This is a genomic window from Longispora urticae (genome assembly GCF_053902585.1).
Window position 1 is genome coordinate 81,201 of the sequence record NZ_JAQZSH010000012.1, and the last position, 22,404, is coordinate 103,604.

Annotated in this window: 15 protein-coding genes; 8 read left to right on the forward strand and 7 right to left on the reverse strand. The window is 74.5% G+C overall.

Translation table 11 applies throughout. From position 1 onward, the window contains the following. Positions 1–38: 38 nt before the first annotated feature. The 3 genes from PT931_RS06665 to PT931_RS06675 form a co-directional block, all read right to left on the reverse strand. On the reverse strand, positions 39–1,400 hold the full coding sequence (locus PT931_RS06665) for a permease prefix domain 1-containing protein (protein ID WP_456244805.1): 1,362 nt from the start codon (positions 1,398–1,400) through the stop codon (positions 39–41). Continuing rightward, complete coding sequence (locus tag PT931_RS06670; RefSeq protein ID WP_456244806.1) at positions 1,397–1,771, reverse strand: PadR family transcriptional regulator; 375 nt, start codon at positions 1,769–1,771, stop codon at positions 1,397–1,399. Before PT931_RS06670 ends, PT931_RS06665 begins: the two co-directional genes overlap by 4 nt. Before the next feature lie 62 nt (positions 1,772–1,833). Then, complete coding sequence (locus PT931_RS06675; protein WP_456244807.1) at positions 1,834–3,390, reverse strand: diguanylate cyclase domain-containing protein; 1,557 nt, start codon at positions 3,388–3,390, stop codon at positions 1,834–1,836. A gap of 281 nt (positions 3,391–3,671) precedes the next feature. Between PT931_RS06675 and PT931_RS06680 the strand changes: the two genes are divergently transcribed. The 8 genes from PT931_RS06680 to PT931_RS06715 all read left to right on the forward strand — a co-directional run bounded on the left by PT931_RS06680 (position 3,672) and on the right by PT931_RS06715 (position 15,782). Then, entirely contained in the window at positions 3,672–4,679 is a 1,008-nt protein-coding gene (locus tag PT931_RS06680; RefSeq protein WP_456244808.1) for a TrmH family RNA methyltransferase, read from the forward strand. A gap of 45 nt (positions 4,680–4,724) precedes the next feature. Next, the gene (locus PT931_RS06685) at positions 4,725–4,847 is read left to right on the forward strand and encodes a hypothetical protein (RefSeq protein ID WP_456244809.1); all 123 of its coding nucleotides are present in this window, start codon (positions 4,725–4,727) and stop codon (positions 4,845–4,847) included. A 288-nt stretch (positions 4,848–5,135) separates the two neighbouring features. Beyond that, positions 5,136–7,238, forward strand: coding sequence for a hypothetical protein (locus PT931_RS06690; RefSeq protein WP_456244810.1), 2,103 nt, complete (start codon positions 5,136–5,138; stop codon positions 7,236–7,238). A gap of 92 nt (positions 7,239–7,330) precedes the next feature. Further along, the gene (locus tag PT931_RS06695) at positions 7,331–8,632 is read left to right on the forward strand and encodes a serine hydrolase domain-containing protein (RefSeq protein ID WP_456244811.1); all 1,302 of its coding nucleotides are present in this window, start codon (positions 7,331–7,333) and stop codon (positions 8,630–8,632) included. A gap of 302 nt (positions 8,633–8,934) precedes the next feature. Then, the gene (locus PT931_RS06700; protein ID WP_456244812.1) at positions 8,935–11,868 is read left to right on the forward strand and encodes a BTAD domain-containing putative transcriptional regulator; all 2,934 of its coding nucleotides are present in this window, start codon (positions 8,935–8,937) and stop codon (positions 11,866–11,868) included. 88 nt (positions 11,869–11,956) lie between these two features. After that, positions 11,957–12,088, forward strand: coding sequence for a hypothetical protein (locus PT931_RS06705; protein WP_456244813.1), 132 nt, complete (start codon positions 11,957–11,959; stop codon positions 12,086–12,088). 64 nt (positions 12,089–12,152) lie between these two features. Then, positions 12,153–13,550 carry an aKG-HExxH-type peptide beta-hydroxylase gene (locus PT931_RS06710; RefSeq protein WP_456244814.1) on the forward strand — a complete coding sequence of 466 codons (1,398 nt, stop codon included), beginning with the start codon at positions 12,153–12,155 and terminating at the stop codon, positions 13,548–13,550. Positions 13,551–13,712: 162 nt separating this feature from the next. Further along, positions 13,713–15,782, forward strand: coding sequence for a hypothetical protein (locus PT931_RS06715; RefSeq protein WP_456244815.1), 2,070 nt, complete (start codon positions 13,713–13,715; stop codon positions 15,780–15,782). Positions 15,783–15,856: 74 nt separating this feature from the next. Here PT931_RS06715 and PT931_RS06720 read toward each other — a convergent pair whose 3' ends face one another. The 4 genes from PT931_RS06720 to PT931_RS06735 all read right to left on the reverse strand — a co-directional run bounded on the left by PT931_RS06720 (position 15,857) and on the right by PT931_RS06735 (position 22,306). After that, the gene (locus tag PT931_RS06720; RefSeq protein WP_456244816.1) at positions 15,857–17,005 is read right to left on the reverse strand and encodes an acyl-CoA dehydrogenase family protein; all 1,149 of its coding nucleotides are present in this window, start codon (positions 17,003–17,005) and stop codon (positions 15,857–15,859) included. A gap of 208 nt (positions 17,006–17,213) precedes the next feature. Further along, positions 17,214–19,400: a caspase family protein gene (locus PT931_RS06725; RefSeq protein WP_456244817.1), complete on the reverse strand. Its 2,187-nt coding sequence runs from the start codon at positions 19,398–19,400 to the stop codon at positions 17,214–17,216. A 3-nt stretch (positions 19,401–19,403) separates the two neighbouring features. Further along, entirely contained in the window at positions 19,404–19,778 is a 375-nt protein-coding gene (locus tag PT931_RS06730) for a hypothetical protein (protein WP_456244818.1), read from the reverse strand. 149 nt (positions 19,779–19,927) lie between these two features. After that, the gene (locus PT931_RS06735; protein ID WP_456244819.1) at positions 19,928–22,306 is read right to left on the reverse strand and encodes a hypothetical protein; all 2,379 of its coding nucleotides are present in this window, start codon (positions 22,304–22,306) and stop codon (positions 19,928–19,930) included. Positions 22,307–22,404 lie beyond the last annotated feature (98 nt).

The window sequence follows — 22,404 nt, forward strand, 5'->3', positions numbered from 1 at the left end:
GATTCCCCCCGGTCGTCGGCCAGGGGGAATCCGGGCGGCTAGGCGAAGCGGAACACCAGCGGGAAGACGAGCACGACCGTCCAGGCCCAGGCCGCGTACACGAACACGTACCGGGTCTGCCAGTTCTCCAACCGGGCGAACGGCAGCTTGCCGCGCACGAACCCGAGGAACAGCCACGCCGACCATGCCAGGTTCGTGAGCAGGATGACGTTCTCACCCAGCGCCGCGGACTTGTTGGGCGTGAAGCCGAACTCGGTGATCCGACCCGTGATGGCGAGCAGCACCAGGATGTCGATGACCAGGGCGCTGACGACGAGGGCGAGCTGCAACCGGTCGAAGACACCCGGCCGGGCGGTGAGGTCCCGGGCGGAGAGGGAGTACAGCAGCAGGCCCAGGACGACGACGAGCAGCAGGTCGAACAGGATGAGCGCCTCGCGCTCCACGTCGATCCCGTTGTTGGTCCACACGATCGCGACCAGGAACGCCAGCAGGGCGGCCGCGAACAGCGGCGTGAACACCCGGGTCAGCACCGGCGCCATGTTCTCGATGACGCTCTGCTTGGCCTCCACGAGCCAGGCCGCCACGACGACCGCGGCCGAGGCCCCGCACGGCACCAGCCACGACGAGATGAACCCCTCGGCGTTCAGGCCGATCGCGTTGAAGGTGCCCACCGTGAACGCGGTCAGCACGCCGCCGCCCAGCGCGATGAGGACGAAGTAGATCAGCCACTCCCCGGTGAACCGGATGAAGTCCATCCGCCGCCGGCCCGAGCGCCAGTCCCCGCCCACGTACGCGACGCCGACGACCAGCCAGAGCGCGAGCGGCAGGTGGATCGCGGTGAGCGCGATGGACTGCGAGTCGTCGGCCAGCCGGTAGGCGTTCGCGCCGAACGCGCCGACGACGAACAGCGCCGCCAGGACCGCGATGACGCGCACCCCGACCCGGCGCTGCCAGGCGAAGTAGGCGGCCAGCGCCGGGAGGGCGAAGAGGCTGGCGTTGCGCGCGTAGAAGCCGGCGTCGTCGTCCATGTCGACCCCGAACCAGCCCGGCAGCTTGACCGAGAGGGCCGCGACGGCCGCGCAGAGCACCATCACGGGCAGTTCGCGACGGGTACGGGCCGCGGCGGGCGCGTCCGGCTCCCCGGGCAGCACGAGCTGCTTCCACAGCCGCTCGGAGTGCTCGCGCGCGAACTCCCGGGACAGCTCGTCGAGGCCGCCCATCCGTTTGACGGCGATCAGGAACGCCTCGTCGGACCGCAGGCCCGCCTCCGTCAGCTCGGCGATCCGGCTGCGCAGGTGGTCCTCCAGCTCCTCGGCGTCGGCGTGGTCCAGCTCCCGGCGGCGGTGCATGTACGCCCGCCACTCGGCGATCTGACCCTTGAGGTCGTTGTCGACGGTCATCGTCCCGCCTCCCATGCCGGTGCCACGACGGGCCCGATGGACTGTGTCGAGTTCCAGACGCCCCGCAGGGTGTCGATGACCGCGGCCCACTGGCGACGCTGCTCGGCGAGCTCCGCCCGGCCCTGGTCGGTGATCCGGTAGTACTTGCGGCGGCGGCCACCGGGCGGGGTGTCCCAGGTGGCATCGACGTGGCCGAGGCGCTCCAGGCGGTGCAGCAGCGGGTAGAGCAGGCCGTCGGTCCACTCCAGTTGGCCGCCGGACAGCTCGTTGACCTGCTTGAGGATCGCGTAGCCGTAGCTCTCCCCCTCGGCGAGGATGCCCAGCACGAGCGGGGTGGCCGAGGCCGCGACGAGGTCCTTGGTGATACGCATCCGACTCCCTGACCCTAGATCTACGATGCATAGTAGTTCTAGGTATGGCGAGGGCACAATCCTCAGGCGCCGCCGTCGAGGGCGACCACCCGGGCGGAGTTCTTGCCGTCCTTCTTCGCCGCGTACATCGCCGAGTCCGCCGCGTGCAGCAGCGCGTCGGCGTCCTGCCGCCCGGTGCGGTCGATCGCGGCGCCGACACTCGCGCCCACCACCACCCGCTCGCCGGCGACCGGGCACGGGACGGCCACCGCCGCCACGATCCGCTCGGCGATGGCCGCGACCACCGCCGGGTCCGGGTCGGTGACCACGACCCCGAACTCGTCCCCGCCGAGCCGCGCCAGCACGTCGGTGTCCCGGACGCACCGCCGCAGCCGCGCGGCGATCGTGACCAGCAGCTCGTCACCGGCCCGGTGGCCGAACCGGTCGTTGACCGGCTTGAAGTCGTCCAGGTCGATGATGACCACGGCCGTACCGCCGGCCCCGCCGCGCGCGACGGCCTCGGTCAGGAACTCGGTGAACAACGCCCGGTTACCCAGTCCCGTCAACCGGTCGTGGTAGGCCTGGTGGCGCAGCGCCGCCGCCAGCCGTTGCCGCCGCCCGACCTCGGCGCTGAGTTCGTGGACCAGGCGCTCGTTGTCCCGGAACGCGAGGACCTGCCGGACGACGACCAGCAGGGTACAGAGGAACGCGCCCGCGACGGCCGCCCAGGCGCGCAGGTCCAGGCCGTTGCGCACCAGGGTGAGCACGAGGACGACGTACACGCTGGCGATGGCGGCGTAGGGCAGCAGGCTGAACCGGCGCCTGGGCGACCGACCGCGGCGGTCCTCGGACAGCTCGTGGAACTGGACGACGACGGCCGCCGTCACCAGCGCGTTGGCGACCACCGTCGCGGCGAGCAGCAGGTTCAACCGGTCGTTCTCCGCCCAGGCGAACCCACCGGTCGCCTGGATCGACGTCTCCAGGACCGCCGCGGCCACCGACAGCGTTCCCGCGGCCCGGGTGAAGGGCGGATCCCGGCTCAGGACGAGCCGAGTGATGGCGAACAGTTCGACCAGGAACAGCACGGGCGTGCCGATGAGTTCGGGCGCCGAGCGCAGGTCGAGGGTGGGTCGGGCGGCGAGGTAGAACCCCCAGGCCAGTCCTGCGGCCATCACGGTGCCCAGGTCGAACCAGAACCGCAGCCGTTCCCCGGGCGAGGACAGGCCGAGCGGGGTGGCCAGCGTGCCGAGCAGGAAGAGCACCACGCCGAGGGTCACCAGGACGGCCTGCGCGGGGACCCCGGTCACGGTCGCGGTCGTCGTCGGCCCGGACAGGATCGCCACGAGCTGCGCCACGTCGCCGAGCAGGAAGCAGGCCAGCGCGGCCGTCGCGGCCCACCACATCCGGCGGTGACCGGGTGACACGGCCCGGCGGGCGATCCCGGGCGCCAGGGCCAGGGCCCAGCCGTGCAGGACGAGCAGGGCCAGCCAGCACACCCGGTTCTGCACGGGCAGGCCGGCGGCGTCGGTCACGTACCACGCCGTCAGGGCGAGGACGCCGAGGGCGAGCGGTGCGAGCCGCCAGTCGCTCCACCAGCGGGACGTCCACCGCCTGCCGGGATCCGCGACGGGCACCGCCATCAGCCAGCCCCTTCCGCCACGGTCGAAGTTTACGCCCGCTGTGGCCTATTAAGAGCACTTTCAGGGGGTACGGGGACGGGCTCCGCCGCGTGCCGGCACCACGTCGGGGGCCGGCGGTAAATCGGTTGAGGCGCCTCCGGCGGCGTCCGTACCGTCACCCCCATGGTGCTGTGACGAGCCTCGCCCCCTTCCCGCCGCCGACCCGACCGTCGGCGCGCTCCCCCACCCGCCCGGCCGCGCGGCCGCCGTGGGCGGCTTCCGGCTTCCCCGAAAGGCTCGTCATGAACGTTTCCGACCTGCCGCGCCTCGGCGCGCAGCATCCGCTCATCCGCCAGGTCCGGCAGATCGCCGGCAACCTGGGGCCGCTGCGCCACCAGCTCTTCGTCGCCGAGGGCCTGTGGGCCCACCGGATGCTCGTCGAGCTGGGCGCGCACGTGGACACCTTCCTGTGGTGCCCCGAGTCCGGCACCTCCGCCGAGGCCCGCGCGCTCGCCGCCCGGGTCGCGGCCCGCGCGGCGGCGGCGTTCCGGATCTCGGAGCGGACCCTCGACCGGCTCCGGGACCGCGAACAACCCGAAGGGATGATCTCCCTGGTCACGGTGCCGACCTGGGGGCCGGCCGACGTCCCGCTGGCCGAGGAGGCGCTGGTCCTCGTCGCCGACGCGATCGAGATCCCCGGCAATCTGGGTACGCTGCTGCGCACCGCCGACGCGTGCGGGGCCGACTGCCTGATCGTGACGAACCGCCGGACCCGGCTGGCGCACCCGATGGTGTTCCGGGGCAGCCGGGGCATGAACCTGCGGGTGCCCGTCCTCGAGTTCGGCGCGCCGGCCGCCGCCCAGGACTGGTTGCGCGGCAACGGTTTCACGACATTCCTGGCGACGGTCCCCGGCGACGCCGTGCCGTTCCCGGAGGTCCGGTTCGGCGGCCGGACCGCCCTCGTGGTCGGCAACGAGCGCGTGGGCGTGGGCTCCGGGTGGCGCGACCTCGGACTGCCCCGGGTCACCATCCCGATGCACGGCCGGGCCGACTCCCTCAACGTCGCGGTCAGCGCCTCGGTGCTGCTGTACGCGGCCCGGGTGCAGCGCGCGGGGCACAGCGGTGCGGGGCACCTGATGGCGGAACCGCCCGACCGGGCGGCGAGGCGCGGCGCGGCGATCCGGCTCCCGACGGCGCACGGCGCCCCGACCCACCGGGTGGATCCCCGTCGGCGTCGCGGACCACGGCCGGACCCGGGCCGACCCCAGGTCTGGGGCGGGCGGGTCCGCCGATGTGGACGGTCGGGCTGATTCCCGCCTTGACTCGTCGACGCCCTGAACGTCCAGCGTCGGGCCATGGGGCTCAAGCCGGCGGCGTTCAACGAGGCCGTCCTGACCCATGCCACGTCGAACGTCGCGGGCGGCGCGATCGTCAGCAACGGGAAGAAGGTCGCGGCCGCGATCAGGATCGACTACTGAGGACCCCGGTCCAACCCGTGGGACGCCTGGCACGCCGAACCGGGGCGTTCAGCCGCGGTGCCCGCCGAGTTTTTCACAACCATCCACACTCGGAGCCACCGGGTGAACGCGCAGTTCAGCGCGCTGTCCGGCCGCGTCCGCCGCAGGTCGGACACGGCCCCGTGGCCGGTGCGGGCCGGCCGGCGACTGAGGTGTGATATTGCGTCTGATCAATGATTCGTGGAAGCTGGCCCCTCCTTGACGGTTCACCGGTCCAGGCGTGCCCGGACCGTTCAGAGAGGCCCCCTCATGCAACCCTCCCGTTGGCTACCCGTGGGCGTCGCACTCGCCCTCGCGGTCGTCCTGGCCCCCGCCTCCCCGGCGCAGGCCGATCCGGTGGCGCGCACCGCGTGCTCCGCCACCCCCTCCCCCGACCACCGCAGCGAGGTCACGCCCAGCTGCGTCGCCGCCGACGTGACCCTCGACCGGCTGCCCGCCGTGGGCGGGTCCGCGACCCTGCGGGTCACGCTGCGGTCCCAGGTCCCGGTCGACGCCGCCAGGCTGGCGGTCCGGCTGTCCCCGAACCTGCGGCTGACCACCGGCGCGGGCCTGTCCGCCCCGCGCCCGGTCGGCCTCGACCAGGTCGCCGAGCAGACGTTCGCGCTGTCGACCCGGGGGCGGACCCTGTCGCTGCGGGTCACCGCCGTCGGCGCCGGTCCGGCCCAGATCCAGGCCGACCTGACCGACGCCGCGCGGCCCGACGCGGAGCGCGCGGCGCACGCGACGACCGTGTTCACCGTCGGCGACCGGGCGGGCGGCTCGCACGCCGGCATCGTCGGCACCGACGGCGCGGCCGTGGCCGTGGACTCCGCGCGCCCGGTCGGCAACGGCGCCGCCGTGGCCCTGGCCCCGGCGTCGGCCTCCGCCGCGCTGGCCGGCCAGATCTGCGCGAAGGGCACGTTCACGTTCTCCAACCCGGCGGGTACGTGGCTCGCCGGGCGCAACGTGCCGGTGGCCGTGACCGGGAAGTCGACGTCCTCGGCGTCCACCGTGACGTACGCGTCGGGGCTGACGGGGACGGACGGGAAGTACAACCTGTGCTTCACCTCGCCGGTCACCCAGATGTACGCGCTGCAGGTGAAGTTCACCTCCGACTCGGCCCTGTGGCGGGTCACCAACAACGCCGGCTCGACCGCGTACACCGTGACCACGGCCACGAAGAGCAACGTGCCGGCCGGGGACCAGGACTTCGGGACGACCTCGCCGGCCAGTACCCAGATGCGGGGTTGGCACGCCTTCGACACGGTGAACCTGCTGTGGGGCATCCGCGCGTCGGGCACGAACTGCTGGACCGCGCGGGAGACCAGCAACTGTTCGCGGGTCACGGTGCACTGGCAGCCGGGCAGCACCGACGGCACGTACTTCAGCCCGAGCGGCAAGTACGTGGCGCTGATGGACGCCGACCCGGACTCCGAGCACCTGGTGCTGCACGAGACCGGGCACCACTTCATGGACCTGCTCTACGCTGGCTGGTGGCCGCCGTCGGACTGCCCGTCGCCGCACTACCTGCACCGCAAGAGCGGGTCGAGCTGCGCCTGGACCGAGGGGTTCGCCAACGCGGTCGCCGGCTTCGCCAAGGGTGACGGCATGTTCTACTGGCCCAACGGCGCGTTCATCGACCTGATGTCCACGACGCCGTTCGACTCCTCACAGCCGGCGAGCCGGACGAACATCGAGGACGGCGACCAGGTCGAGTGCCGGGTGGCCGGTTCCCTGATCGACCTGTGGCGGCAGGTGGACGGCGGGCCGGCGGGCACGTTCGACAACATGCGGCAGTACCGGTCGAGTTCGTTCCGTGAGGAGTTCAACGACGACCGGCCGCTGACCGGGCTGAGCACCTCGGCGGCGGCCCGCGACCTGGTGTACACGCACACGATCGACTACCGGCAGGCCCCGCCCGGCGGCGCCCTGGCCAACGGCGGGTTCGAGAGCGGCACCGCGAGCTGGACGATCACCGGCGGCGTGGTCACGAACTCCACGGCGTACCCGGCCCAGGCGGGTTCCTGGTACGCGCGGATGGGCGGCAACGGCAGCACCAACACCGACACGCTGTCCCAGTCGTTCGCCGTCCCGAACGGGGCGACCGCGACGCTCAACTACTACCTGCGGGTCGTCACGCTGGAGACCGAGCCGACCGTCTACGACACGCTCAAGGTGCAGGTGGTCGACGGCACGACCACCACGACCCTGGCCACGTGGTCGAACACCAACCCCAGCAGCGGGTACGTGGCCCGCACCGTCGACCTGAGCAGCTACCGGGGCCGCACGGTGACCCTGAAGTTCGTCAGCGTGGAGGACGCGTCGCTGCGCACGGACTTCCTCGTCGACTCCCTGACGGTCACCACGACCTGACCGGGCCGGTGGCCGGGCACCTTCCGGGGTCCGGCCACCGCGGTCCCCCATCCGACATTCCACAATGGAGCAATGCCTCTAGGGTCGATGGCATGACCCTGCTCGCCAGTCTCGTCGCCAGGACCGCCGACCCCGCCGTCCCCGTCTACTCCGTGGCCACGCTCGTCAACGGGCAGGTCGAGACCGCCACCCAGAGCTGCCGCCCGTCGCTGCTGTTCCAGGCCGCCTCGATCAGCAAGCCGGTCGCGGCCGTCGCGGCCCTCGTCCTGGTCGGACAGGGCAGGCTCGACCTCGACGAGGACATCAACGCCAAGCTGCGGTCCTGGAAGCTGCCCGCGCCCGCCGACTGGCCGGTCCGGGTGACCCTGCGGCACCTGCTCAGCCACGGCGGGGCGCTGACCGTGCGCGCGTTCCCCGGCTACCGGCACAACACCCCGCTGCCGGGCCTGCCCCAGATCCTCGGCGGACTCGCGCCGGCGAACAGCTCCGCCGTGCGGGTCACCGGGCTGCCGGGCCTGGTCCCCCGGTACTCCGGCGGCGGGTACACCGTCCTCCAGCTGCTGCTCCAGGACGCCACCGGTACGGAGTTCGGCACGCTCGTCACCGACCTGGTCCTCAAGCCGGCCGGCATGTTCTCCGCCCAGTACGCCCAGCCCGAACCGGCCGTCGCCGCGCCGGCCACCGCCGGGGGCCTTCCCGTGCCCAACGGCTGGAACATCCACCCGGAGCTGGCCGCCGCCGGGCTGTGGTGCACCCCGACGGACCTGGTCCGGTTCGCGGCGGCACTCCAGAGCGCGCTGGCCGGCACCGGCCCGGTTCCGAACCAGCCCCCGCTGCTGCCCGTGAAGATCGCCAAGGACCTGTTCGCCGAGCAGCTGCCCGGCTGGGGGCTCGGGGTCGAACTGGCCGGCACCGGCGCCGGCCGGCGGTTCGGCCACACCGGCAGCAACGAGGGCTACCGGTGCGAGGTGACCGCCACCGTCGCGCCCGGGCCGGCGATCGCGGTGATGACCGCCACGGACAAGGGCACCCAGCTGATCGACCGGTTGCTGCCGGAGATCCGGACCCAGCTGAGCTGGCCCGACCCGCCCAAGGCGCCGACGGCCACCGCCTACCGGCCCTCGGGCGCGGACATGGAGCAGCTGACGAAGCTGTACGGCGGCGACTACGAGACCCCGAAGGGCGAGAAGATCACCTTGACGGGTACCGGCTGGCGCTGGTCGATCACCCTGCCCGGCCAGCCGCCGCTGCCGCTGGAGCCGAAGTCGTACACGTCGGTGTCGCCGCCGACGTTCTGGGGCGTGGACATCGAGTTCCAGCTCGGTTCGGGCGGGCGGGCGACCGGGTTGACGATCAGCCAGGACGACGGGGTGATCCGGGCGAGGCGGGTCTAGGCGTCCGGGGGGCGGAGGCGGGTTCGGCCTCCGGCCGTGGACTGGGGCCGGCCGGCGTGACGGCGGTCGGCGCGGGCGGCGGTCGGCGCGGCGGCGGGCGGCGCGGCGGCGGTCTGCGCTTCGCCCGAGGGCGGACAGCGGCACGGCGACGGTCGGCGCCCTCGCCCGATCGTGGACGGCGGCGGCGGTCGGCGCCATCGCTCGACGGTGGACGGCGGCGGCGGTCGGTGCCCTCGCCCGACGGTGGGCGGCGCCGCCGCGACGGTGGACGCCGGCCCGGGCCGGCGCAGTACTTTGTGATCATGGTGAACTTCCTGGTCCTCGGCGCGCTGGAGGTGCGGCGCGGCCCGACCCGGATCCCGCTCGGCGGGCGCGGTCAGGAGCTGCTCGTCGGCGCGCTGGCCCTGCACGCCGGCCGGGTGCTGTCCGTCGACGAACTGGTCGAGGTGCTGTGGGGGGCGACCCCGCCGCGCACCGCCGTCGGTCAGGTCCGCGACCGGGTGCGCCGGCTGCGGGTGCTGTTCGGCGCCGACGGGGCCGGGTACCTGGTCACCCGGCAGGCCGGCTACTGCCTGGACGTACCCGCCGAAGCCCTGGACCTGCGGGTCTTCGACGCCCGGCTCGGGCGCGCCGCCGAGGCCCGGGACGCCGGACGGCTGGACGAGGCGGCGGCGGAGTGGTCGGCGGCCCTGGCCCTGTGGCGCGGCCGGCCGCTGTCGGGACTGGACTCCCCCGCGTTCGACAGCGCGGTGACCCGCTGGGAGGAACGCCGGCTCGGCGCGGTCGAGGACTGGGCGGCCGTCGAACTGGCCCGGGGCCGGCACCGCGACCTGGTGGCCGACCTGGGCGCGCTGGTCGGCGAGTACCCGCTGCGCGAACGGCTGCGCCGCCGACACATCACCGCCCTGTACCGCTCGGGCCGGCAGGCCGACGCGCTCGCCGCCTGCGCCGAAGCCCGCCGGGTCGCCTGGGCCGAACTGGGCGTCGAACCCGGCCCCCGGCTCCGCGAACTCGAACGCGCCGTGGCCACCGCCGACCCGGCCCTGGACCTGCCGCGCCCCGCCCCCGCCCCGCGGCACCTGCCGCCGGACACCGCGCCGCTCGTCGGCCGGTCCGACGCACTGGTCAGGATCACCGAGGGGACGCTCACCCTGGTCACCGGGCCGGCCGGCGTCGGCAAGACCACCCTGGCCGTGCACGCCGCGCACCGGATGCGCGCCCGGCACCCCGACGGGGAGCTGTTCGCCAACCTCGGCGGCGGGCTGCGCCGGGTCGACCCCGGCGACGTGCAGCGCCGGTTCCTGCACGCGCTCGGCGCGCCCGGGGTGCCGGCCGATCCCGACGAACGCACCGCCCTGTACCGCAGCACGCTCGCCGACCGGCGCCTGCTCGTGCTGCTCGACGACGCGGCCGACGAGGCGCAGGTCCGGCCGCTGCTGGTGGCCGGCGGCGCCACGGTGATCGTCACCAGCCGATCGCGGCTCCCCGGCCTGGTGACCGCCGACGTGCTGGCCGTGGCCGCGATGGAACCGGCCGAGTCGGTACGCCTGCTGGCCCAGGTCGTCGGCCCCGAACGGGTGGCGGCCGACCCGGCGGCGGCCGCGGCCCTGGCCGGCTACTGCGGACACCTGCCGCTGGCGTTGCGCACCGCCGCCGCCCGGCTGCTCACCCGGCCCCGGTGGAGCCTGGCGGACCTGACCGCCCGGCTCGCCGAGGAACGCGGCCGGCTCGACGAGCTGACCGCCGGCGACCTGACCGTGCGGGCCAGCCTCGGCGTGTCCTACGCCGGCCTGGACCCGCAGGCCGCGGTCGCGCTGCGCCGGCTGGCCCGGCTCGGGGTGCCGTCCGCACCGGCCTGGATCGTCGACGCGCTGCTCGACGCGCCGGCCGGCCCGGCCCTGGACCGGCTCGCCGACGCGCACCTGGTCGACGTGGAGGCCCCCGACGCGCACGGCCGGCCCCGGTACCGGCTGCACGACCTGGTCCGGCTGCACGCCGCCGAGCGGTCCGTCGCCGAGGACTCCGCCGGGGACTGGGCGGCGGCCACGGACCGGGTCCTCGGCGGCTGGCTGGCCCAGGCCGACGCCCAGGCCCCGGTGTTCCTGCCCCGGCTGGCCCCGGTGGCGGCGCGCTGGCCGGGCGCGCCGGCCCCGGACGACCGGGTGTGCTGGTACGAGGCGGAGCGGGAGGCGCTGCTGGCCACCGCGCGCGCCGCCGGCTCCCCCGCGCTCGGCGAGCTCGTCTACCAGCTCAGCGGACTGCTCAGCCTGCGCTCCGACTGGGCCGCCTGGCGCCCGCACGCCGAACGGGCCCTGGACCTGGCCCGGGCGGCCGGCGACCGGCGCGCCGAGGGCCGGCTGCTGTGCGTCCTCGGCGAGCTGCTCGTGCACCTGGCCGACCGGGGGACGGCGCGCGCACTGCTGGAGCGGGCGGTACCGGCGCTGGAGGAGGTGGGCGAACACCACCTGGCCGGGTACGCGCTGGACCTGCTCGGGGTGCTCGCCCGGATGCGGCGGGACCTGCCGGCGGCCGAGCGCCTGTTCCGGGCGGCGCTGCGGGTGATGACCGGAGCCGGGGACCGGTGCGGGGCCGGGCACGTCCGGCACGACCTGGGCCTGCTGCGCCACCGGCAGGGCCGACCGGGCGAGGCGGCCCGGTACCTGCGCCGGGGACTGGCCGACCACCACGCCGCCGGCTGCTACGACGCGGCCGGCCACGGCTGGTACTGGCTGGCCCGGGTGCTCCGCGAACGCGGCGACCTCGACGGGGCCGACCGCGCCCTGACCGCGTGCGCCGCGGACTTCGGCACGGCCGGCGACCTGCGTGGCCGGGCACTGTGCCGGGTGGAGCACGGCCGGCTGCTGCTGGAGCGCGGCGAGCTGTCCCGCGCGAGCGCGGAGCTGGACCGGGCGCTGGCCGTGTTCCTGGCCGACGGGGACCGGCGCGGGCAGGCGCTGTGCCTGCGGGTCCGGGGGGAGATCCGGTTGCGGGGCGGGCGGACGGCGGAGGCGCGTCGGGACCTGGCGGAGGCGCTGCGGCTGTGTGGGCTGCTGGATCACGACACGTGGGCGCGGGAGGTGCGGGCGCTGCTGGGCGGGATCGAGGGTGATGTCCGCGACCGTCCGGGCGGGATCGGCGGCGAGGTCCACGATGGGCTGGTCGGTGACGGCCAGGATCAGATCGGCCGCATCGGCGTCGGCGTCCGCGACCGACCGGGCGGCATCGACGGCGGCTGATCAGATCGGAATCAGATCCCGACGGTAAATGATCTTCCTCGTGCCGCCCGGCCAGCAGGTCGGGCGGATCGAGGGAGAGGGGAACGCTATGCCCACGACGCAGGTGACCGTCCCGAGCGCGGTCATCGCCGAGCTGGCGACCGTCGCGGAGCCGGCCGTCACGGTCGACTCCCCGGCCGAGCGCGGCTGGTACCCGAAGGACAACGGCTTCGCCGGCTAGTCCCGTCCCACGCGGCGCCCGGTCCCCCGGCCGGGCGCCGCACCCCGCTCCGTGAGGTGACCCGATGACGTCCGTGTCCGACACCGACCGCGCGCTGTCCGCGCACCCCGACTTCGGCGACGCCGGGGCCGTCCTGCGCCGGCAGGTCGCCCGGCTGCGGGTGGGCCTGCTGATGCTGCACCGCCGGCACGACCTGCCGGAGGCCGCGCGCCTGGCCGGCGGGGAGGACGCGGAACTGCGCGCCTTCCTGCACGACCCGGTGCTGCGCAACGCGTTCGAGACCGACCTGGCGATGGCCGGGGCCGGCCTGCCCGGCAGCGAACTCGGCGCGTTCCTGCCCGCCGCGCTCTGCCGCGACCTGAGCCCCGCCCCCGTGCCGGCCTGGCCCGGGCTGGGGCACGCGATCGTGTGGACCGGGCTGGACGGACCGGGCGACCCCGTCGCCGGACGGCTGGACCAGCTGCTCGCCGGCCTGTTCCCCGCCGCGACCGCCGAGGCGCCCATCGAACCGTCCGCCGCCCAGCTGGACTGCCTGGCCCGGGGCGCGGAGCTCCTCACCACCCTGCTGCCGCGGGTCGGCGCCGGGGTGCTCCGGCACGTCGGCCTCGTCGGCCTGGGCCGCGACGACTCCCCCGAGGGCCCGCTGTACTCCGTCTCCGGCGGCGACGGCCTGCCCGCCACGATCTTCCTGTCCCCCGAGCGGGTGACCAACCCGTGGGACGCGGCGGGCGCGATCCTGCACGAGGGCCTGCACCTGGTGCTGTTCGAGATCAGCCGGTCCGGCGCCCTGGTCGTCGACGGGGAGGCCGAGTCGACCGTGGACATCCCGTGGCGGGTCACGCCGTGGTCCACGATGCGGGTGCTGTTCGCCGTCCACGTGTACGCCCACCTGGTCGCCTTCACCGCCGCCGCCCGCCAGGCCCCGCCCGGGGTGACCGCCCGGTTCGGCCCGCCGCCGGAGCGCCCGGCGATGAGCGGCTCCACGCCCGGTCGGGCGGAGTACGCCACCCCGCTGGCCCGGGTCGCGTTCCTCGCCGAGCAGCTCGAACGGCACGTCGCCCACCGGCTCACCCCCTACGGCCGGCAGTTCGTCGGCTGGCTCGTCGACGCCCTCGAGGAGCTGGAGCCGGGGGTGCGCGCCGGCTGGCCGCCCGCCCCGGCCGCCACCCGGCCGGCAGGGGAGCCGCCGCGGCCGACCGGCACGTACACCCAGGTCCGGCCGGTGGACGCGGTGGAGCTGCCCGAGCAGGCCCGCCTGGTACTGGCCACCGCCGAGCCGCCCGGCGTGCACTGGCTGAACCTGTCCTCCTGGCTGACCTACGCGCTGTGCGACGGCCGGGACGCGGGCGCGATCGAGGCCGAGTACGTGCGGCTGACGTCGGGCACGGTGGACGAGGGGACGGCGCGCGGGCAGGTCCGGGCCGGGTTGGCGCAGCTGGTGGGGCTCGGGCTGGTGCGCTGACTCTCGTCGATACCGGCACCAGGACCGCGACGGGCTGGCAGTATCAACCGCTATGGGCTGAAAGGCCCAACCGCGCCACTTCCCAACATGGGTCAGCACGCCCACGGGTGTGCGCGTCAGCGGTGCGGGTCCCGTTCGGCACCCAGACGAGAGGCATCACCTGTGTCAGCTCGCGCAGTCAGTACCCACGGCGCCCTGTTCGCTCTCGCCACCGCCCTGGCCACCCTCACCCCGTTCCCGGCGGCCGCGGCACCGGCCGGCGGGTGCACGTTCGCTGGCCCGACGGCCGAGGATCCCCACGCGGTTCCCCGGTGCGTGGCCGCCGAGGTCACCCTGGACTCGCTGCCGGCCGTCGGGCAGGAGGCGACCGCGCGGGTCCGGTTGCGGGCCCAGGTCGACATCGCCAAAGCCCGGTTCACGCTGCGGCTACCGGCGTCGTTGCGGCTGGTCTCGGGGCTGCCCGCCCCGCGTGCCGTCGGCCTGACCCACGAGTCGAGCACGGAGTTCGCCCTGTCCACGGGCGGGCGCACCGTCACCGTGCGGGTGGCGGCCGTGTCCGAGGGACCGGCGCAGATCGAGGCGCTGGTCACCGACGCCGGACAGCCGGCCGAGGAGCGCTCCGTGCACGCCTCGGCCCTGCTGACCATCGGCACGCGGCCCGGATCGAGTCGCGCGGGCGCGGACGTCACCGTGTTGCCGGCCACCGCCGCGGGGGCGGTGTCCAGGGGGACGACGGCGGCGGCTCCGGTACCCGCCGGGCAGATCTGTGTCATCGGGTCCCTGGAGTACACCACCGCGGCCGGGGCGACGAAGAAGGTGCGCGCCGCCACGGTCGCGGTCGTCGGCAAGGAGCTGGGCACGAGCGCGGCGGTGGAGTACAAGACCGGGGTCACCGGCGCCGACGGCTCCTACACCGTGTGCTTCACGCCGCCGCGTACCCCGATGGCGGAGGTTTCGGCGGTCTTCCGGTCGCAGAACCCCTACCTGACGGTGAACGACTCCACCACCGTCTACACCACGACCACCCCGGTCCTCACCGAGGTCAACCCCAACACCGCCATGTTGTACGGGCCCAGAATGCCGGCCTCGGCGCAGATGCGCGCCTGGCGGGTGCTGGACACAGTCACCGACCTGTGGAACTTCCGCAGCTCCACGACCGGGTGCTGGACGGCACGGGAGACCGCGAACTGCTCGAGGATGACGTTCCGCTGGTGGCCCGCCTACACCGGCTGGCCGGACTACACCCCGGGCACGAACGCGACCAACAGCTACGTGCGGCTCACCGACGCCGCCGCGGACACCCCGCACACCGTGGTGCACGAGGGTGGCCACGCCTTCCAGCACATGCTCTACGGCTACTGGTGGCCCGCGATGGACTGTGGCGCCTCGCACGACATCTTTCTCAAGAGCGGGGCGATGTGCGCCTGGACCGAGGGGTTCGCCAACGCGGTCACCGGCACCGTCATGGGCGACAACCGCTACGTGTACCCGCAGGGCGGGGCCATCACCCTGATGAACACCACCCGCAACAACCCCGCCGCCGCGACCAGCACCACCAACTGGGACGACGGCGACCACGTCGAGGGCCGCGTCGCGGGCACGCTGATCGACCTGTGGACCCGGGTCGACGGCGGCCAGGCCGGCACGATCAACCTGATGCGCCAGAACAACCACAGCAACTTCGGCCAGTACTTCAACGCCCGCACCGCCGCCGGCCTGAGCACCACGGCGGCGACCCGGGACCTGGTCTACACGCACGCCATCGACTACCGCCTGGACCCGATCCTGGCCAACGGCGGCTTCGAGAACGGCACCGCGAACTGGGCCATCACCAACTTCGTCGTCGGCGAGTACGCCTACCACCGCGCGCAGCAGGGCACCTGGTACGCGTGGATGGGCGGCAACGGCGTCGCCAACACCGACACCCTGAGCCAGCAGATCACCATCCCCAACACCGTCACCACCGCGAACCTCACCTTCTACCTGCGCGTCGTCACCGCCGAGAGCGGCCCGACCGTCTACGACACGCTCAACCTCCGGGTCACCGACGGAGCCACCACCACGAACGTGGCCGCCTACTCCAACGCCGACGCGGGCGCCGGCTACGCCCAGCGCACCGTCAACCTGAACGCCTGGAGAGGACGCACCGTCACCCTCCAGTTCACCAGCATCGAGGACAGCGAAGCGCAGACCGACTTCCTCATCGACACCCTGCGCATCGCCACCACCTGACCGCACGGGGCCGGGGCCGCCTTCGGGTCGCCCCGGCACCGCGAGGCTTCCCGCGTCCCGCGTGGGACGACGGCTCAGTGGTCGGCTTCCGGGGACGCGGGCGGGCCCGCGAGGAACGCCGTACCCACCTCGTCCTGGCACACCTCCACCGAGTACGCCATCAGCGCCCCGGCCTGCGCGTCGCGGAAGTGCCGCTGGATCGGGGACGTCCGCAGATAGCCCGATCCGCCCCCGACCTTCACCCCGAGCGCCGCCACGTCCTTGGCCACCTCGTTGGCCAGCAGCTTGGCCTCCAGCGAGGTCGGATTGGTCAGCGGCGAGCGCTGGTCGGCCAGCCAGGCCGTCTGGGCCGCCAGCAACGTGGCCGCCCGCAGCCGCACGTACTCCGCCGCGACGGCGAACCGGACCCACTGCATGTCGGCCAGCGGCTGCCCGGTGGTCGGGATGACCCGGTCGCGGGCGTGCGCGCGCAGGGTCTCCAGCGCCGCCTCGGCCACCCCGATCGACAGGAACGGCAGCCCGACCGGGATGGGGTTCGGCTCGTCGGTCCGCCGCACACACCGCCGGCCGGCCGGCAGCACCGTGCCGTCGAACGTGATCAGCTGGCTGCGGGTCGCGCGCAGACCCATGCTGTCCCAGATGGGTACGAGCTTGAGCGTCGCGTCCGGCGTGATGCCGAAGAACGCCGGCACGCCGTCGACGAGCGCGTTGACCAGCAGGTAGTCGGCCGCCTCACACCCGGAGACGAACCTCTTCGCCCCGTCCAGGACGAAGCCGTCGGGCACCGGCCGGGCCGCCTGGAGCGGCATCAGGAACAGGTTCCCGCCCGTCGGCTCCGACAGCGCGTTCGCGAAACGCCTCCCGCCGGCCAGTTCCCGTGCGAAGAACGCGGCGTTCGCGTCGTCGCTCATGTGCACCAGGCCGTAGGCGGCCCCCAGGTGCATCAGCCAGATCGTCGCCGTGGACGGACAGGCCCGCGCCAGCGTGGTCAGCACCGCGCCGAACGTGACCCAGGACAGGTCCTGTCCACCGTGCTCCGCGGGCAGCCAGGCGGTGTCGAAGCCGGCCTCGTGCAGCCGGCGCAGGTTGTCCACCGGCAGCTCGGCGGACTCGTCCAGCTCCGCCGCGTGACCGGCGAAGTCCGCCGCCAGGACCTCCGCCCGGTCCAGCCAGGACAGTTCCGCGGCGGGTGGGTCCAGCGGCGAGGGAGGCGAGCTGCGCATACCCACGATTCAACCACGAAACATCCGACGGGTACCGGCACAGGCGCCGCGTGGGGCCGGATCGAGGCCGAACCCGGCACCGAGGTGCTGGTCGCCATCTCCGACCAGTGCGTCCGCCCCACCGGTCTCCCCCGGTCGGGGTGTCACGCGCGGAGACGGGCGCCGCCGCGGTGCGTCGGAGGCGGTTCGTCTCCGTGGGTCGGGACCGTCAGGAGACCAGGGCGCGTCCGCGATCCGAACGCCGCCGGTCGAGCAACAGCACGACGGTCAACGGGGCCGCCACGAGGGCCACGAACGCGGCCTCGACGGGGATCGCGACCCCGGCCTGGACAAGCTGTTCCTGGGGGACGCTCGAGACGAACGTCGGGTACAGCGCCAGCAGGAAGGTGAGCCCACCGGCGAGGCCGCGGGCCCGGGTCAGAACGGACTGGTCGAGCCCGGAGCCGCCCCCGTCGGCGAGGGCCTGGCCCGCCGCCCGGACCGTGAGGGTCGCGAACAGCGTGAGGCCGGGCAACAGGACCACGTCCGTGGCGAACTCGTTCCTCCCCGCCACCGCGATCAGGAGGATCCCCTGCCCGAGCAGGCCGGCCACGGCCAGCGCCGCCACGAGCGCCGGCCGACCCGGCTCCGCCGGCCCCCGCGGGAGGCCCGGCGCGCGGTGCACGCCGCCGAGCCAGCCGACCAGCAGGGACACCACCCCCACCGTCCCGGCCGTCCACAGGAGGGGCGCGTAGCTGTCGAAATCGTCGTAGGCGCGTACCCCGAAACGCACGCCCTGGTAGTGGACCATGGTCACCAACGTGGCGCCCCAGGAGAACTCGGCGGTCGCGGCGGCCAGGATCAGCAGCCGGCTCCGGTGGGTGAGGCGCGCGCCGCGGACCGCCGGTGCGCCTTCCAACGGGTACCCGAGACCGGCGGCGACCACGTACATCGTGAGGGCGACGAGCGACGGGACGAGCAGTCGGCTGGCGGGGAGCACCGTGAGGACGGTGACGGCGCCCAGCACCTGGCCGAGCAGCGAGAACGAGTGGACCGCCGGGCCGACCACCCGGAACGTGCCGGCGGTGACGGGCTGCCGGAGGGCGGACAGCAGGCCGACCACGCACAGGAGCGGATAGCCCAACCAGGGGGTCGAAAGGTCGAGGACGAGGAGCACCCCCGCGGCGAGCGTCGCCAGCACCAGGACCGGGGACCGGTACACGGTCACGTGGGACAGGAGCGGGCCACGGATCGCCAGGTGCGCCGTGACGCTCGCCAGCACGGTGACCAGGGACACGGGGCCCAGGCCGTAGTCGTAGAAACTGATCAGGAACATGGGAACGGCGAGCAGCAGGGTACCGCAGGCCAGGCCGGCCAGGAGCTCGACGGCCACGGCCCTGCCGTACCCGCCGGGTGTCACCTGCCCCCGGAGCCGCGGCGAACCCCGCTCCGCGACCACCGGGGACCGGTCCTCCCCGGGCGAACCACCGACGGACGAGTGGTCCACGGTCGGCGAGGAGGCTCCACGGTCCACCGTCGGACCGGCACGTTCACCAGGCGGGCGCGCCACCGACGCGACCGGCGTAGGCGTCTCCCGGACGGCCAGGCCGTTCCCGTCCCGGATCCGGGCGAGCTTCCCTGCGGCTTCGTGGGCGCGGTCCCCGGGGTGGGAACCCTCACCGGCCGGGGTGCGGGCCAGGAGGAGCCGGCCCTCGACCTGGTCGGCGGTCCGGGTGGGCGTCTGCTCCGGTACCCGGCTGGTCACCTCGGCGTGCACGTAGTCGTACAGCTCGTCCACGCTGACGAACCCGTCCCCGTCCAGGTCGGCGGCCCCCGTCGCCAGCCCCGTGATCACCGCCTGGGTGAAGACGCTGGGCCGGGCGGGCGTGACGCTGGTGACGTCCTGCTCGTGCGCGTACTGCAACGCCGTGGACGACGTGATCACCACCCGGCCCCGCCCGTTGAACTGGTCGCTCAGGTCGGCCACCGGCTCGCCCCGGGTCCGGCGCAGCGTGGCGGCCCCGCTGTAGCAGCAGTCGAGCAGGACGACGACCCGCCGGGACAGCCCCCGGTCGATCCGCTGGTCGATGTACTCGAACGACACCCCGGTCGCGTCGAGGAACTCGTGCCGGGTGTTGGTCGCGGCGAAGTACCAGCGGCTCTCGTCGCGCCGGCCGTGCGCGGACACGTGCAGGAGCAGGACGTCGTCGCGGCGGGCGGAGGCGAAGAACTGCTGGATGGCGATCCGGATGTCGTCGGTGCGGCCGTTGCGCACCACCTCGACCTCGAACCCGCAGATCGCCGGGTCGGCCAGGACGGCACGCAGCCCGTACAGGTCCGCCTCCGCGCCGGGCAGCGGCCGGAACCGGGGATCCTCGTACCGGCCGTTGGCGATGATCAGCGCGCGCTTGGCCACCCGCTAGCGCCCGAGGACCTTGTGGACGTAGGCGTCGATGAGCTGGGCGCGTTCCGCCCGGGTGGTGCCGTCGATGATCAGCTGGTCCTCGCCGATCCGGATCTCGATCCTGCCCCGGCCCCGGCGGTCCAGCCAGCCCCACAGTCCGGACAGCACCGACGTGACCACCTCGGGGCTGCTGGCGAGGGTCACCAGGACCCCGCCGAGCGCGACCAGCTCGCCCGCGCGGGTCCCGTCCGGGGCGTCCCCGGCGGACGGCCGGCCGACGGCCTCGACCGGGTGCAGGGTCAGCTCGTCGAGCAGGCCGGTGACGGCGTCGTCGGTGTCCCCCTCGTCGACGCCGCGCACCGCCAGTCGGACGAGAAGGGTTGCGCTCATCCTGGCAACGTAGCCGACCCCACCGCGGGACAGAGTCCGATACCCGACCGGCCCGGTGATCCGGGACCGGCCGGGTGGGCGGGGCGGGTCCGCGCCGTCCACCCGGCCCGGGCAGCCCCCGCCGACCTCGGCCGCGACGCCCCGGGATCCTAGGGGGAACGCAGGTAGGCGAGGGCGAACCGGGAGTCGCCCGGAACGCCGGCCGCCGTGTAGCAGTGCACCACGACGTCGAGCCGGGGCGCGGCGCCGGAGTTGACGGTGACCAGCAGGCAGTACCCGCTGTCCGGGCCGGTCGCCGTGACCTGGACCGTGTCGCCGGCCCCACCCAGCGAGGCATAGGTGACCTGGTACTGGCCGAGTCCGGTCCGCGCCACCACCGGCTTCTCCCCGTTCGTGGCGAACGAGTGCCGGTCGTCGACGGTCGGGCTCGCGGGGTCCCCGGCCGTCGTCAGGTAGCCGGCGGGGGCACCGGGCGCGTGGTGCAGCCCCGATCCGTCCACATAGGTCAACAGCCAGGGCGCGTCGACGGGTACGGGGACGGCGGCGGAGGCGATCCGGTAACAGGCGACGGACACCTCCAGTTCCGCGCCCACCGGCCGGCTGCCCTGGGGTTGGCAGCGCACGGGCGCGCCGGTGGCCCAGGCGGTCACGTCGACGAAGCCCCGGTCGGCGGCGAACGGGGCGCCGGGAAGCACCGCGCGGTACCGTCCCGGGCCGTCGCGCACGACCCGGTTCACCCGGCCCGCGGAGTTGTAGCCGGTCGCGTCGGCGCCGTCGTAGCGCACCGTGGCCTGCGGGGCCGGCCCGCCCGACGGGGCCCCGAAGAACAGCGTGAACCACCAGTCCACCAGGGCGCCGTTCTGGTCGAAGCAGCGCACGTCGACCAGCTCGTCGGGCCCGGCGGCACGGTGGTCGGCGACGAGGCAGCTCCGCCCCCGGTACTGGGTCCGGTACGCCGTCGTGTGCGCCACGCCGCCGTCATCCGCCAGGTCGGGCAGCCGCACCGTGTACGTACCCGTGCCCGTGTGGGTGACCGTGATCGGCCGGGTCGACGTCGCCGAGCGGCTGGTGCGCCACTGGGTGTCCGACCGCACCGGGACCTCGGAGCCGATCGGCGCCTCCTCCGGGGTGGCCCGGTCCACATAGGCCATCGCCCAGCGCGGTGCGGCGGTCGAGATCGGCGCGGCCCCGTCCGGTCGGGACCCGGGCGACGTGGAGGTGCCCGGGTCCGCCCCCGGGCTCGGGGCGCCTCCGGTGGGTGGCGCGCCGGTGCCGGCGGTGGCGGGCGGGCGCGAGGACGGCGGCGGGGTCGGCCCGGCGAACGGGCCGGCAGGGGGTCTCGGCAGCAGGTTCAGGATCACGACGGCCGTGACCACGGCCGCGCCGCTGACCCCGCCGCCGACGGTCAGCAACCGCCGCACACTGATCCGGAGCCGGAGGCCCCCTTCGACGGGTACCGCCGGCGGCGGCGCGACCGGCGGCGGCACCGGGGTCCCGGACGACGGCGGGACGGTGGCGCCCGGGGTCGGCGGCGGCCCGAGGTCCTCCCCGTGGGTTGTCCCGGGCCGGGCGGCCCCCGGCGGGTCCTGCCGGTTCGGGTCAGGCAGCGACGGGTCGACGGGCGCACCGGTGAGGGTCACGCGCTGGTCGCGCACCCGGTCCAGCAGCGCCGCCGAGGCCGCCACCAACGGCACGGCCAGGAAGTTCCGCGTCACTCCCCGCGCGCGGGCGTCCCTCTCGAACGCCCGGCACTCCTCACAGTCCTTCTTGTGGCCCCGCACCAGGTTGCGGACCTCCGGAGTGAACCCGGCCCGGTCGGTGGGGTCGAACCTCCCGGCCAGTACCGCCACCAGGCCGGCGCACGGCTGCTCGCCGGAGGGCATGCCGCACCACCGCGCCAGGTACAGGTCCATGAACCGGTCGAGCACCCGCCGGAACGCGTCGTGCAACGCGTTGCTGTAGCGGTGCTCCTTGACCCCGACCCGGTCGGCGATCTCCGCCCGGCTCAGGGCCGAGTTCGTGGCCAGCCGGATGAACACCAGGTCCGTCGGCCGGTCGGCGGTCGCCTGACGCAGCCAGCGCACCAGTTCCTCGGTGTGGGCGAGCGCGGCGACGTCCGGAGGGGAACCCGGTTCGGGCAGCGACGCCGGGTCGGTGGGGACCGTCGTGGCGCGGCGGCGCAGGTACCGGCCGACGTCGTTGTCGGCGGACCGGAACACGTACAGGAAGAAGGATCTCGCGTCGTTCTCCAGGGTCAGGGCCCGGCGGGCGTGCGCGCGGCGTACCCGGAAGAGAAGGTCCGCGGTCAGGTCCTCCGCGTCGTGGGCCTGCACCCCCTTCGCCTGGAGATACAGGTGCAGGCGGCGGGTCTGCGACCAGCACAGCGCGTGGAACGCGGCGTCGGCGTCCGGCCCGCCGGCGCGCACCAGGGCGATCAGCGTGTCCCCGGCGGCCTCCCGGTCACGCTGGACGGCGCCGCCGCCGAGCCGGCCCGCCCGGGCGGCGAGGGCTTCCAGATCCGGGTTCACGACGCGCTCCGGGCCCGGGACGCGCGGGGCGAACGGCAGACGACCGCCCGGGGGCCCGCCGACGATGGTCCGGCGCCGGAGCCACCGGCCCCCTCGCC